General features: G+C 64.7%; 7 protein-coding genes and 3 rRNA genes. 2 read left to right on the forward strand and 8 right to left on the reverse strand.

The genetic code is table 11. The features are described 5' to 3' along the window. Positions 1-11: 11 nt before the first annotated feature. The 8 genes from JGS22_RS21465 to JGS22_RS21500 form a co-directional block, all read right to left on the reverse strand. Positions 12-980 (reverse strand): DUF881 domain-containing protein, encoded by a 969-nt coding sequence (locus JGS22_RS21465; protein WP_211040000.1) that lies wholly within the window; start codon positions 978-980, stop codon positions 12-14. 5 nt (positions 981-985) lie between these two features. After that, on the reverse strand, positions 986-1,318 hold the full coding sequence (locus JGS22_RS21470) for a small basic family protein (protein WP_211039992.1): 333 nt from the start codon (positions 1,316-1,318) through the stop codon (positions 986-988). Then, the gene (locus JGS22_RS21475) at positions 1,315-2,211 is read right to left on the reverse strand and encodes a DUF881 domain-containing protein (RefSeq protein ID WP_211039993.1); all 897 of its coding nucleotides are present in this window, start codon (positions 2,209-2,211) and stop codon (positions 1,315-1,317) included. Before JGS22_RS21475 ends, JGS22_RS21470 begins: the two co-directional genes overlap by 4 nt. 110 nt (positions 2,212-2,321) lie before the next feature. Continuing rightward, positions 2,322-4,817 (reverse strand): mannose-1-phosphate guanyltransferase, encoded by a 2,496-nt coding sequence (locus JGS22_RS21480; protein WP_211039994.1) that lies wholly within the window; start codon positions 4,815-4,817, stop codon positions 2,322-2,324. Positions 4,818-4,939: 122 nt separating this feature from the next. Next, positions 4,940-5,548 (reverse strand): cardiolipin synthase ClsA, encoded by a 609-nt coding sequence (gene clsA / locus JGS22_RS21485; protein ID WP_211039995.1) that lies wholly within the window; start codon positions 5,546-5,548, stop codon positions 4,940-4,942. Positions 5,549-5,682: 134 nt separating this feature from the next. After that, positions 5,683-5,799: ribosomal RNA gene (rrf, locus tag JGS22_RS21490) — 5S ribosomal RNA — on the reverse strand. Positions 5,800-5,867: 68 nt separating this feature from the next. Beyond that, a 23S ribosomal RNA gene (locus JGS22_RS21495) occupies positions 5,868-8,996 on the reverse strand. A 323-nt stretch (positions 8,997-9,319) separates the two neighbouring features. After that, positions 9,320-10,848 (reverse strand): 16S ribosomal RNA (locus tag JGS22_RS21500). The 16S, 23S and 5S rRNA genes sit together here, the layout of an rRNA operon. Before the next feature lie 568 nt (positions 10,849-11,416). On the opposite strand from JGS22_RS21500, the gene JGS22_RS21505 reads away from it, so the two are divergent. Together JGS22_RS21505 and ptsP are read left to right on the forward strand one after the other, a co-directional pair. Beyond that, on the forward strand, positions 11,417-11,866 hold the full coding sequence (locus JGS22_RS21505; protein WP_211042207.1) for a PTS sugar transporter subunit IIA: 450 nt from the start codon (positions 11,417-11,419) through the stop codon (positions 11,864-11,866). Positions 11,867-11,941: 75 nt separating this feature from the next. Continuing rightward, complete coding sequence (gene ptsP, locus JGS22_RS21510) at positions 11,942-13,612, forward strand: phosphoenolpyruvate--protein phosphotransferase (protein ID WP_211042208.1); 1,671 nt, start codon at positions 11,942-11,944, stop codon at positions 13,610-13,612. The last annotated feature ends 71 nt before the right edge of the window (positions 13,613-13,683 follow it).

Raw genomic sequence — 13,683 nt, forward strand, 5'->3', positions numbered from 1 at the left:
CATCGTGCCCCTCACCGCGAAGACGACTGAGCGTAGTCAGGCCGCTTCGCCGTCCGCAAGGCGTCCACAACGATCTTCTCCGACTGCTCGATGGTCACTGTCGCCTGCTCCTTGCGCAGCGTCTGGACCACCCCGCCGGGGATGTTCAGCGCCGGCTCCAGGTCCTGCGGCTTGCCGATGACGTCGAAACTGTACGGCGGTGAGACCCGGCGCCCGTCGACCCGTACACCCTTGCCGTCCGCGTCGGAGAAGTAGGTGTCGGCGACCACCCGCACGTCGTTGATCTGGATCGCCTCGGCGCCCGCCGCACGCAGCTCCTGGATTGCGTCGAGCAGCTTGTCCGCCGCCAGCGCGTCCGACGGGTCCCCGATCTCGAAGTGGATTCCGGGGCCCTCCGCCGCCACGGTCCCCGCCAGGACGCCGAGTTGGCGTTCGCGCTCCTCGGTCTGCTTGCGCGCCTCCTCGGCCTGGTCCGAGGAGTTCTCCAGCTCCGAGCGCTGTTTCTCCAGGCGCTGCTTCTCGTCACCCAGCCGGGTGGTGCGATCGTCCAGCTCGTCCAGGATGCGCACCAGGTCCTCCTGGCGCGCGCCGCGCAGTGCGCTGTCCTCGCTCGTCTGCCTGACCTGGATCGCAAGACCGAGGCCCAGCACGCACAACAGCAGTGCGACGACGAGCTGGTTGCGGTTGACCCGCAGCGGCCACAACCCGGCGAGCAGCCTGGCGCGGCCGGTCTGCACCCCGGTGCCGTCCGCCTCCGGCTCCGGCGTTCCACTCCCACCGGTCTCCTGCGGCCGGTCGTGGTCGGAACCGTCGGCCGTCGTACGCTCCTGCGGTTCGCCGTTGCGCTCCCGGGCGGCGGGCCGCTCGGGCGGCAGCGGGGTCTTCGCCGGGCGCGCCGAGGAGGCACCTCGGGAGCGGTCCGACCCTTTCGGCGCCGGCGGACCGTCCGGGGTCTCGCGCTCGTCTCGCTCGTCCGCCATGTCACTCACGCCCGAAAGATGTGCCGTCGGATGGCCGCGGCGTTGGAGAAGATCCGAATGCCGAGCACGACCACGACGCCGGTCGAGAGCTGGGCGCCCACGCCGAGCTTGTCCCCGAGGAAGACGATCAGCGCGGCAACGACGACGTTCGACAGGAAGGAGACCACGAACACCTTGTCGTCGAAGATCCCGTCGAGCATCGACCGCAGGCCGCCGAACACGGCGTCCAGCGCGGCGACCACCGCGATGGGCAGATAGGGCTCGACGGCCGTCGGCACGACGGGCTGGAGGACCAGTCCCGCCACGACTCCCACGATCAGCCCCAGTACGGCGATCACTCTGTGCTGCCCTTCTCTTCCTCGACCGGCCGGGCCGTTCTGACGTTGACGCTCGGCGCCGCCGGCAGCTTGACCTCGTCCTGTGCCGCGATGCTCGTGCGAATGCCGTAGTTCTCCTGGATCACGTGCAGATACTGGCCGTCCGCACTGTCCTGGAAGGTCGTGCTCAGCCGCTGCCCGTCACCGATCGCCAGCAGGGTGTACGGCGGTGCGAGCGGCTTGTTGTCCACCAGTATGGCGTCGCCTGCCGCCCGGATCGCCGAAAGCGCGGTCAGGCGCTGGCCGTTGACCGCGACCGCCTCCGCCCCGGACTCCCACAGCCCGTTGACCACCCGCTGGAGGTCCCGGTCGCGCAGCCGCCCGGTGTCGGCGAAGCCGCTGCCCTCGCGCGGGCCGCCGCCGTCTCCCCCGCTGCCCTTCGCGTCGTCGATCACCAGCTTGATGCCCGGCCCCTGGACCGGCGTGGAGCCCGAGAGCAGTGCGGTCAGCTCGCCCTTGTCCCCGCCGTGCCGCTCCAGCGCCTTGCGCTGCATCGCCGCCACCGACTCCCGCAGCCCGTCCACCTCGCCCTGGAGGTCGTCCGCGTCCGCGGTGCCGCCCTCCACACGGTCGATGAGCTCCTGGCGCTCCTTCTCCACGGTGGGTGCGGCCCGCTGGGCCTGCGCTGCGCCGACGGTGACCACCAGCGCGGCCAGCACCAGTCCGAAGGCGAGACCGAGCTTGGCGCGCAGTGTGGTCGGCAGATGGGACCGGCCCGTCACGCCCCTCCGGGCGGCTGCCTCCGCATATCCGTCGTCGAGGCTGTGGTCGATGACGTTGTTCAGCAACGACATCGAGGCATCGAGTCGCGCAGGTCTCGTGCCGGCCTTCTTGGCCGGATGCTGCTGCGACATACCGCACATCGTCGCACGAGGACACCGCGACCACCCAATGGGCCCACCGCTACGGCCTGTTCGGTCGCGGGGGCCGTCCGACGCGCAGCCGGACGGCCCCCGCGACGCGGCTACTTGCCTGCGCCCTCGACCACCGCGGCCCACTCGTCGAGCAGCACCTCGGCGGACGTCGCGTCCGGGCCCTCGGCCCACAGGTGGGTCACGGCCTCGGCACGGTCGGGAAGAATCAGCACCCAGCGGCCGTCCGGCTCGACGACGCGTACGCCGTCGGTGGTGTCGACCCGGCGCTCGCCCGCAGCCTCCACCACGTGCCGCATGATCAGCCCCTTGACCGCCCACGGCGTCGCGAGGTCTCGGCGGGTCACGTGCGCCCGCGGGATGCGCTCCTCGATCTGACTCAGGGTCAGCTGGGTTCGCGCCACCAGCCCGACCAGCCGTACGAAGGCTGCGGCACCGTCGAAGACGGAACTGAACTCGGGCACGATGAAGCCCGCTCGCCCGTCCCCGCCGAAGATCGCGGCGTCGTCCCTGCCGACCCGCGTCAGGTCGTCCGGCGAGGTCGTCGTCCACTCCACCCTCGCGCCGTGGTAGGCCGCGACCTGCTCGGCGATACGCGTGGTGGTCACGGGAAGGCCGACCAGCCCGCTGCGCCGCTCCGCGACGACGAGGTCGAGGAAGACCAACAGAGTGCGCTCGTCCTCGATCACCCGGCCACGCTCGTCCACCAGCGAGATGCGCTCGCCCACCGGGTCGAAGCGCACACCGAAGTCGGCGTGCGCGGACGCGACGATCTCGCCGAGCCTGACCAGCCCGGCGCGGCGTTCCTCCCTGGTCTCGGTGGGCCGCGCCTCGTCCAGGCCGGGGTTGATCGTCAGCGCGTCCACTCCGAGTCGGCCGAGCAGGCTCGGCAGAACCAGGGCTGCGCTGCCGTGCGCGGCGTCCACCACGACCTTGAGCCCCGCGTCCTGCACTCCGGCGGTGTTGACCGCGCGCAGCAGCGAACCGGTGTACGCGTCGTAGACGCTGGCCGGAAAACGCAGGTCGCCGATCTCGCCGGGGAACGCGCGGCGGTACTCCTGCCGCGCGTACACCCGGTCCAGCTTCCGCTGCCGCGCCTGCGAGAGGTCGGCTCCCCGCTCGTCGAAGAACATGATGTCCACCGAGTCCGGGACCCCCGGCGTCGTGCGGATCATGATGCCGCCCGCGCTTCCGCGGGCGGTCTGCTGCCGAGCCACGGGAAGCGGTACGTTCTCCAGGTCCCGCACGTCGATCGCGCTGGCCTGCAACGCGGAGATCATCGCCCGCTTCAACGCGCGGGCGCCACGCGAGTGGTCGCGTGCCGTCGTGACGGTGGAGCCCTTCTTCAGAGTCGTCGCGTACGCGCCCGCCAGGCGTACGGCGAGCTCCGGCGTGATCTCGACGTTGAGGATGCCGGAGACGCCGCGCGCGCCGAACAGGTGCGCCTGGCCCCTCGACTCCCAGATCACCGAGGTGTTGACGAACGCACCCGCCTCGATCGTCTTGAAGGGGTAGACGCGGACGTTTCCCTGAACGATGGACTCCTCACCGATCAGGCACTCGTCCCCGATCACGGCGCCGTCCTCGATCCGGGCGGACCTCATCACATCGGTGTTCTTGCCGACCACGCAGCCGCGGAGGTTGCTCTGCTGGCCGATGTACACGTTGTCGTGCACGACTGCCTTGTGCAGGAAGGCCCCGGACTTGACCACCACGTTGGATCCGATCACGGTGTGCTCACGGATCTCGGCGCCGCTCTCGACCTTGGCGTAGTCACCGATGTAGAGCGGGCCCCGCAGCACTGCGTCGGCGTGCACCTCGGCGCCCTCGGCCACCCAGACGCCGGGCGAGATCTCGAAGCCGTCGAGGTCGACGTCGACCTTGCCCTCCAGCACGTCCGCCTGCGCCTTGACGTAGCTCTCGTGCGTGCCGACGTCCTCCCAGTAGCCCTCCGCGACATAGCCGTAGATCGGCTTGCCCTCCTTCATCAGCTGCGGGAAGACATCACCGGACCAGTCGACGGAGACGTCGGCCTCGACGTAGTCGAACACCTCCGGTTCCATGACATAGATGCCGGTGTTGACAGTGTCCGAGAAGACCTGGCCCCAGGTGGGCTTCTCCAGGAACCGCTCGACCCTGCCCTCGTCGTCGACGATGGTGATGCCGAACTCGAGCGGATTGGGCACCCGCGTCAGGCAGACCGTGACCATGGCGCCCTGCTCCCGGTGGAAGCGGACGAGGTCGGTCAGATCGAAGTCGGTCAGGGCGTCACCCGAGATCACCAGGAACGAATCGTCCTTCAGCGCTTCCTCGGCGTTCTTGACGCTGCCGGCGGTGCCGAGCGGCTTCTCCTCGTTCGCGTAGGTCAGCTCCATGCCCAGCTCTTCGCCGTCGCCGAAGTAGCTGCGCACGAGCGAGGCGAGGAACTGAACGGTCACGACGGTTTCGCTGAGGCCGTGCCGCTTCAGCAGCCTGAGAACGTGCTCCATGATCGGCCTGTTGGCCACCGGCAGGAGCGGTTTGGGCATGCTCGCTGTCATCGGGCGAAGTCGCGTGCCCTCGCCGCCCGCCATCACTACGGCCTTCATGTCGGTTGCGCCCTCCTCGAAGAGACGGTGATGCCGACCGAGCCCCGACCCGGCCCGCTCACCGCGGGTCACACTCCAGGCGTCGGCTCATCCGGCTCCGGCGACACTGCCAAGAGGCCTGCTCAGTCGGCTGCGGAGTCCGCACTCAGAATTCTGCGGACCTGAACCACGTAGAGCATCCCTGCCCACCAGTACAGGGCAGTACCCCATCCGGCGAAGGCCCATCCCAGCACCGCGGAGATCGTCGCAATCCAGCCGCTGCCGTCGCTCAGGAGCAGAAGCGGGAATGCGTACATGAGGTTGAACGTGGCCGCCTTGCCGAGGAAGTTGACCTCGGGCGGGGCATAGCCGCGCCTGTCCAGGACCCACACCATCACAAGAAGCATCAGCTCGCGCGCCAGGATCAACCCGGTGAGCCAGAGCGGCAGGATCTCCCGCCAGGTCAGGCCGACGAGAGTGGCCAGGATGTACAGGCGGTCGGCGGCCGGGTCCAGGATGCGACCGAGGCTGCTGACCTGGTTCCAGCGCCGCGCCAGCTTGCCATCGAGGTAGTCGCTCACACCGCTGAACGCCAGCAGCGCGAGAGCCCACAGATCGTGGTTCGGGCCGCCGAACTCGGGCCAGAGAATGAGCCATAGAAAAAGCGGAACGCCGGCCAGTCTGGCCATGCTCAGAATATTGGGGACGGTGAAAATCCGATCCGTCTGAACGGCCGTCTCCTGGACCTCCACCGATGTCCTCCCGCTGCTCCGTGCCCGTCGCGCTCCAGCCACCCTACCGGCGAGTCCGCCGAATCCGGAGCCGGGGCGTTTCCGGGCATGAGGAAGGGCCTGTTGGCTCGCCAACAGGCCCTTCCTCAATGATTGTTCGGCGGCGACCTACTCTCCCACACGCTCCCGCATGCAGTACCATCGGCGCGGACAGGCTTAGCTTCCGGGTTCGAAATGTAACCGGGCGTTTCCCCATCGCTATGACCACCGAAACACGGTGAAACACACAACCGGAACAGGTTGCTGTCTCAGAAACTACACAGTGGACGCGAGCAAATCTATGGTCAAGCCCTCGGCCTATTAGTACCGGTCAACTCCAACCCTCACGGGTCTTCCATATCCGGCCTATCAACCCAGTCGTCTACTGGGAGCCTTACCCCATCAAGTGGGTGGGAGTCCTCATCTCGAAGCAGGCTTCCCGCTTAGATGCTTTCAGCGGTTATCCCTCCCGAACGTAGCCAACCAGCCATGCCCTTGGCAGAACAACTGGCACACCAGAGGTCCGTCCGTCCCGGTCCTCTCGTACTAGGGACAGCCCTTCTCAAAACTCCAACGCGCGCAGCGGATAGGGACCGAACTGTCTCACGACGTTCTAAACCCAGCTCGCGTGCCGCTTTAATGGGCGAACAGCCCAACCCTTGGGACCGACTCCAGCCCCAGGATGCGACGAGCCGACATCGAGGTGCCAAACCATCCCGTCGATATGGACTCTTGGGGAAGATCAGCCTGTTATCCCCGGGGTACCTTTTATCCGTTGAGCGACGGCGCTTCCACAAGCCACCGCCGGATCACTAGTCCCGACTTTCGTCCCTGCTCGACCCGTCAGTCTCACAGTCAAGCTCCCTTGTGCACTTACACTCACCACCTGATTACCAACCAGGCTGAGGGAACCTTTGGGCGCCTCCGTTACTCTTTAGGAGGCAACCGCCCCAGTTAAACTACCCACCAGACACTGTCCCTGATCCGGATCACGGACCCAGGTTAGACATCCAGCACGACCAGAGTGGTATTTCAACAACGACTCCACACACACTGGCGTGTGCGCTTCAAAGTCTCCCACCTATCCTACACAAGCCGAACCGAACACCAATATCAAGCTATAGTAAAGGTCCCGGGGTCTTTCCGTCCTGCTGCGCGAAACGAGCATCTTTACTCGTAATGCAATTTCACCGGGCCTATGGTTGAGACAGTCAAGAAGTCGTTACGCCATTCGTGCAGGTCGGAACTTACCCGACAAGGAATTTCGCTACCTTAGGATGGTTATAGTTACCACCGCCGTTTACTGGCGCTTAAGTTCTCAGCTTCGCCATGACGAATCACAGCTAACCGGTCCCCTTAACGTTCCAGCACCGGGCAGGCGTCAGTCCGTATACATCGCCTTACGGCTTCGCACGGACCTGTGTTTTTAGTAAACAGTCGCTTCTCGCTGGTCTCTGCGGCCACCCCCAGCTCAAGGAAGCAAGTCCCTATCACCAGAAATGGCCCCCCTTCTCCCGAAGTTACGGGGGCATTTTGCCGAGTTCCTTAACCATAGTTCACCCGAACGCCTCGGTATTCTCTACCTGACTACCTGAGTCGGTTTAGGGTACGGGCCGCAACACAACATCGCTAGAGGCTTTTCTCGACAGCATAGGATCATCCACTTCACCAAAAAGGCTCGGCATCAGGTCTCAGGCACACAGCACACGGATTTACCTGCATGCCGCCCTACACCCTTACCCCGGGACAACCACCGCCCGGGCTGGACTACCTTCCTGCGTCACCCCATCACTCACCTACTACCACCTTGGATCAGCGGCTCCACCACTCCCCCACACTCCAAAGGAGAACAGGGGCGGCTTCACGGCCTTAGCATCAGAAGATTCAGTGTTGGGCGCTGTATCACGGGTACCGGAATATCAACCGGTTGTCCATCGACTACGCCTGTCGGCCTCGCCTTAGGTCCCGACTTACCCTGGGCAGATCAGCTTGACCCAGGAACCCTTAGTCAATCGGCGCAAGAGTTTCCCACTCTTGTATCGCTACTCATGCCTGCATTCTCACTCGCGTACCATCCACAACTCGCTTACGCGGCTGCTTCACCCGGCACACGACGCTCCCCTACCCACCCCAACAACCGTTAGGTCTCATGTTGGAGTGACACGACTTCGGCGGTGTACTTGAGCCCCGCTACATTATCGGCGCGGAATCACTTGACCAGTGAGCTATTACGCACTCTTTCAAGGATGGCTGCTTCTAAGCCAACCTCCTGGTTGTCTCTGCGACTCCACATCCTTTCCCACTTAGCACACGCTTAGGGGCCTTAGTCGATGCTCTGGGCTGTTTCCCTCTCGACCATGGAGCTTATCCCCCACAGTCTCACTGCCGCGCTCTCACTTACCGGCATTCGGAGTTTGGCTAAGGTCAGTAACCCGGTAGGGCCCATCGCCTATCCAGTGCTCTACCTCCGGCAAGAAACACACGACGCTGCACCTAAATGCATTTCGGGGAGAACCAGCTATCACGGAGTTTGATTGGCCTTTCACCCCTAACCACAGGTCATCCCCCAGGTTTTCAACCCTGGTGGGTTCGGGCCTCCACGACCTCTTACAGCCGCTTCACCCTGCCCATGGCTAGATCACTCCGCTTCGGGTCTTGAGCATGCTACTCGAACGCCCTATTCGGACTCGCTTTCGCTACGGCTCCCCCACAACAGGTTAACCTCGCAACACACCGCAAACTCGCAGGCTCATTCTTCAAAAGGCACGCAGTCACGACACACCAAAACAAGTTTGATGCGCGACGCTCCCACGGCTTGTAGGCACACGGTTTCAGGTACTATTTCACTCCGCTCCCGCGGTACTTTTCACCATTCCCTCACGGTACTATCCACTATCGGTCACCAGGGAATATTTAGGCTTAACGGGTGGTCCCGCCAGATTCACACAGGATTTCTCGGGCCCCATGCTACTTGGGAAATTCTCAAATGAGTTGCAGATGTTTCAGCTACGGGGGTCTTACCCTCTACGCCAGGCCTTTCGCATGCCTTTCGCCTACACCCACAATTTTTTACTCACCGACCGGCCGGCAGACCAATCAAAAGAACTCCCACGACCCCGCATGCGCAACCCCTGCCGGGTATCACACACATACGGTTTAGCCTCATCCGGTTTCGCTCGCCACTACTCCCGGAATCACGGTTGTTTTCTCTTCCTGCGGGTACTGAGATGTTTCACTTCCCCGCGTTCCCTCCACATACCCTATGCGTTCAGGTATGGGTGACAGCCCATGACGACTGCCGGGTTTCCCCATTCGGACACCCCCGGATCAAAGCTCGGTTGACAGCTCCCCGGGGCCTATCGTGGCCTCCCACGTCCTTCATCGGTTCCTGGTACCAAGGCATCCACCGTGCGCCCTTAAAAACTTGGCCACAGATGCTCGCGTCCACTGTGCAGTTCTCAAACAACAACCAGCCACCCGCCACCCCACACAACAGCGTGAGTACACCGGGACCGGCAACCGAAAACACAACCAAACGGCCGTGCCCTCAGACACCCAACAGCGTGCCCAACCCAACCCACATCACCAGACCCCGTTCCACACCCCAAAAAGAGGCAGTACTAGAAACCCAGCCACACAGGCCAGACTGAATAGTCAACGTTCCACCCTCGAGCAACCACCGCAGAACATTCGCCTGCGAAATGGCCACCTGACCGCCCCAAAAAAATCAGGACAGTAAGGAATGCTCCTTAGAAAGGAGGTGATCCAGCCGCACCTTCCGGTACGGCTACCTTGTTACGACTTCGTCCCAATCGCCAGTCCCACCTTCGACGATTCCCTCCCACAAGGGGTTGGGCCACCGGCTTCGGGTGTTACCGACTTTCGTGACGTGACGGGCGGTGTGTACAAGGCCCGGGAACGTATTCACCGCAGCAATGCTGATCTGCGATTACTAGCGACTCCGACTTCATGGGGTCGAGTTGCAGACCCCAATCCGAACTGAGACCGGCTTTTTGAGATTCGCTCCACCTCGCGGTATCGCAGCTCATTGTACCGGCCATTGTAGCACGTGTGCAGCCCAAGACATAAGGGGCATGATGACTTGACGTCGTCCCCACCTTCCTCCGAGTTGACCCCGGCAGTCTCCTGTGAGTCCCCAACCCTCCGAAGAGGTTGCTGGCAACACAGAATAAGGGTTGCGCTCGTTGCGGGACTTAACCCAACATCTCACGACACGAGCTGACGACAGCCATGCACCACCTGTACACCGACCACAAGGGGGCGCCTGTCTCCAGACGTTTCCGGTGTATGTCAAGCCTTGGTAAGGTTCTTCGCGTTGCGTCGAATTAAGCCACATGCTCCGCCGCTTGTGCGGGCCCCCGTCAATTCCTTTGAGTTTTAGCCTTGCGGCCGTACTCCCCAGGCGGGGAACTTAATGCGTTAGCTGCGGCACGGACGACGTGGAATGTCGCCCACACCTAGTTCCCAACGTTTACGGCGTGGACTACCAGGGTATCTAATCCTGTTCGCTCCCCACGCTTTCGCTCCTCAGCGTCAGTATCGGCCCAGAGATCCGCCTTCGCCACCGGTGTTCCTCCTGATATCTGCGCATTTCACCGCTACACCAGGAATTCCGATCTCCCCTACCGAACTCTAGCCTGCCCGTATCGAATGCAGACCCGGGGTTAAGCCCCGGGCTTTCACATCCGACGTGACAAGCCGCCTACGAGCTCTTTACGCCCAATAATTCCGGACAACGCTCGCACCCTACGTATTACCGCGGCTGCTGGCACGTAGTTAGCCGGTGCTTCTTCTGCAGGTACCGTCACTTGCGCTTCTTCCCTGCTGAAAGAGGTTTACAACCCGAAGGCCGTCATCCCTCACGCGGCGTCGCTGCATCAGGCTTTCGCCCATTGTGCAATATTCCCCACTGCTGCCTCCCGTAGGAGTCTGGGCCGTGTCTCAGTCCCAGTGTGGCCGGTCGCCCTCTCAGGCCGGCTACCCGTCGTCGCCTTGGTAGGCCATTACCCCACCAACTAGCTGATAGGCCGCGGGCCCATCCTGCACCGCCGGAGCTTTCCACACACAGGAGATGCCTCCGTGTGTCATATCCGGTATTAGACCCCGTTTCCAGGGCTTGTCCCAGAGTGCAGGGCAGATTGCCCACGTGTTACTCACCCGTTCGCCACTAATCCACCACCGAAGCGGCTTCATCGTTCGACTTGCATGTGTTAAGCACGCCGCCAGCGTTCGTCCTGAGCCAGGATCAAACTCTCCATGAATGCTTTCACCAGACAGAACAAACTATCCGGTTGCACAGTCAACAAGAGCGGAACCGGTACGAGCGGAAATACTCGACCGGTTCACAGCGTCCTCGCTGTGTATCTCTCAAAAGAACCACGTCTCCCACATCATGCGGGGACGGGGTATCAACATATCTGGCGTTGACTTTTGGCACACTGTTGAGTTCTCAAGGAACGGACGCTTCCTTTGTACTCACCCCAGTTTCTCGGGCTTTCCTCCGGGCTTCCCTTCGGTGTCTCCGACATTACCAGGTGTTCTTGGTTTCTCAGAATCCGGTACTCGGCGCAGCCTTGAAGGCACACGAAAAGCACTTCCACTGGGAAGAAGAACTGAATGGTTCAGTCGAAGCTGCCGCGCTTGGCGCTGGGCAGACACACGACAGTACAGCTGGGCCGGACACGAGGCAAATCACTTGCCGGACACCGGCGTTGGGACCATTGGTCCATCGAACCGGAATCATACGTTCCTATGACTTAGGCTTCTCAAACGGTACGGCGGCCAACGAACGCGGTACCCGCTGTGCACAGCTCTTCGCCGGGAGGCTCCATGACCACCGTGACGTCCCCGCTGCCCGGCCGTGTCATCGGTCTGGCAGCGGTCCCCGATCCCGTGTTCTCGGGCGCGATGGTGGGCCCGGGGACCGCGATCGACCCGGTGCGGGAGCCGACCGAGGCGGTGGCTCCGGTCGACGGGATCATCGTCTCGCTCCATCCGCACGCCTTCGTGGTCGTGGACGCTGAGGGCCACGGGGTGCTGACACATCTGGGCATCGACACCGTCAAGCTGCACGGCGAGGGCTTCGAGCTGCTCGCGGCCAAGGGCGACACCGTCACGCGGGGCACTCCGGTGGTCCGGTGGAACCCCGCAGCGGTGGAGAGTGCCGGCAGATCCGCGGTGAGCCCGGTGGTCGCGCTGGAGGCGACGGCCGAAGCCCTGGTCGACATCGCGGAGGGCACCGACGTGGACAGTGGGGACCTGCTCTTCCGATGGAGCTAGTGCAGACGTTCCACAGCGTGGTGGAGCCAGACGACGCGGTACCCACGAGGGCCGCGGCAACCGGGGACGGGTGAGATGGACGCAAAGCTTCGAGGCGTCGGGGTCAGCCACGGCGTGGCGATCGGGCAGGTGCGACACATGGGTACCGCCGTGCTGGAGCCCCCGGCGAAGCAGATCGCCACACAGGATGCGCCGCGCGAGCAGCAGCGCGCGCGGCGGGCGGTGGAGGCCGTCGCTGCGGACCTCAACGCCAGGGGCAACCTCGCAGGAGGTGAGGCTCAAGCCGTCCTGGAGGCACAGGCGTTGATGGCGCAGGACCCCGAGCTGCTTTCGGACGTCGACCGGCGCATCACGGTGGGCAGCAGCGCGGAGCGGGCCGTGTACGACGCGTTCGCCTCCTACCGCGCGCTCCTGGCGGGCGCGGGCGAGTACTTCGCCGGACGGGTCGCGGACCTGGACGATGTGCGCAACCGGATCGTGGCGCGACTGCTCGGTGTGCCGATGCCCGGGGTCCCGGACAGCGACGAACCCTTCGTACTGATCGCGCGCGATCTGGCGCCTGCGGACACGGCGTTGCTCGACACCTCGCTGGTGCTGGGTTTCGTCACGGCCGAGGGCGGGCCGACCAGCCACAGCGCGATCCTGGCGCGGGCACTCGGGGTACCGGCGGTGGTGGCGCTGCCGGGCGCGGCCGATCTCGCCGAGGAGACCGTCGTGGCGGTCGACGGCAGCACCGGCGAGATCATCGTCAACCCCGACGAGGCCGAGCGGACCGCGCTCACCCGCGCTGCCGAGGAGCGCAGGGCCTCGCTGGCCGCGGCGAGCGGGCCGGGTGCCACCTCCGACGGACACAAGGTGCCGCTGCTGGCGAACATCGGCGGACCGGACGACGTCGGGGCGGCAGTGGAGGCGGGTGCGGAGGGGGTGGGCCTCTTCCGTACGGAGTTCCTCTTCCTCGACGACAGCAGCCGGGCGCCGTCCGCCGAGCGGCAGACCGAGGTCTACCGGAAGGTGCTGGAGGCGTTTCCGCACGGGCGGGTGGTCGTACGGGTACTGGACGCGGGTGCGGACAAGCCGCTGGACTTTCTGACGCCTGCCGACGAGCCCAACCCGGCGCTCGGGGTGCGGGGGCTGCGCACGCTGCTCGACCATCCCGAGGTGCTGCGCACACAGCTGTCCGCACTGGCCGAGGCGGCGGAGGGACTGCCGGTCTACCTCGAGGTGATGGCCCCGATGGTCGCCGACCGGGCGGATGCGAGGGCGTTCGCCGACGCCTGCCGGGAGGTGGGGCTGCGCGCGAAGTTCGGGGCGATGGTCGAGATCCCCTCGGCCGCGCTGCGGGCGCGATCGGTGCTGCAGGAGGTGGAGTTCCTCTCGTTGGGCACCAATGATCTGGCGCAGTACACCTTCGCCGCCGATCGTCAGGTCGGTGCACTCGCGCGGCTTCAGGACCCCTGGCAGCCCGCACTGCTGGACCTGGTCGCGTTGTCGACCGAGGCCGCCGTGGCCGAGGGCAAGAGCTGCGGAGTGTGCGGCGAGGCGGCGGCCGATCCGCTGCTGGCCTGTGTGCTGACCGGTCTGGGAGTGACGAGCCTGTCGATGGGGGCGGCGGCGATCCCCTATGTGCGGGCGACGTTGGCCAAGCACACGCTGGCACAGTGCGAGCGCGCGGCTGCTGCCGCCCGAGCCGCGGAGAGCGCGTCCGAGGCGCGGGCCGCGGCGCAGGCGGTGCTGTCCGGGGAGTGAGCGCGCGCTGACGCGCAAGCGGGGCCGACCTTCCCGGACCGGGCGGTCGGCCCCGCTCGTCGTTCGGTCGC

The organism is Streptomyces tardus (assembly GCF_018101125.2).
GTDB classification, from domain to species: domain Bacteria; phylum Actinomycetota; class Actinomycetes; order Streptomycetales; family Streptomycetaceae; genus Streptomyces; species Streptomyces tardus.

Excerpts from the sequence above, each read along its gene's own strand:
- ptsP (WP_211042208.1), top strand. The coding sequence starts at position 11,942 with ATGGACGCAAAGCTTCGAGGCGTCGGGGTCAGCCACGGCGTGGCGATC.
- JGS22_RS21480 (WP_211039994.1), bottom strand. The coding sequence starts at position 4,817 with ATGAAGGCCGTAGTGATGGCGGGCGGCGAGGGCACGCGACTTCGCCCG.
- JGS22_RS21465 (WP_211040000.1), bottom strand. The coding sequence starts at position 980 with ATGGCGGACGAGCGAGACGAGCGCGAGACCCCGGACGGTCCGCCGGCG.
- JGS22_RS21505 (WP_211042207.1), top strand. The coding sequence starts at position 11,417 with ATGACCACCGTGACGTCCCCGCTGCCCGGCCGTGTCATCGGTCTGGCA.
- JGS22_RS21475 (WP_211039993.1), bottom strand. The coding sequence starts at position 2,211 with ATGTCGCAGCAGCATCCGGCCAAGAAGGCCGGCACGAGACCTGCGCGA.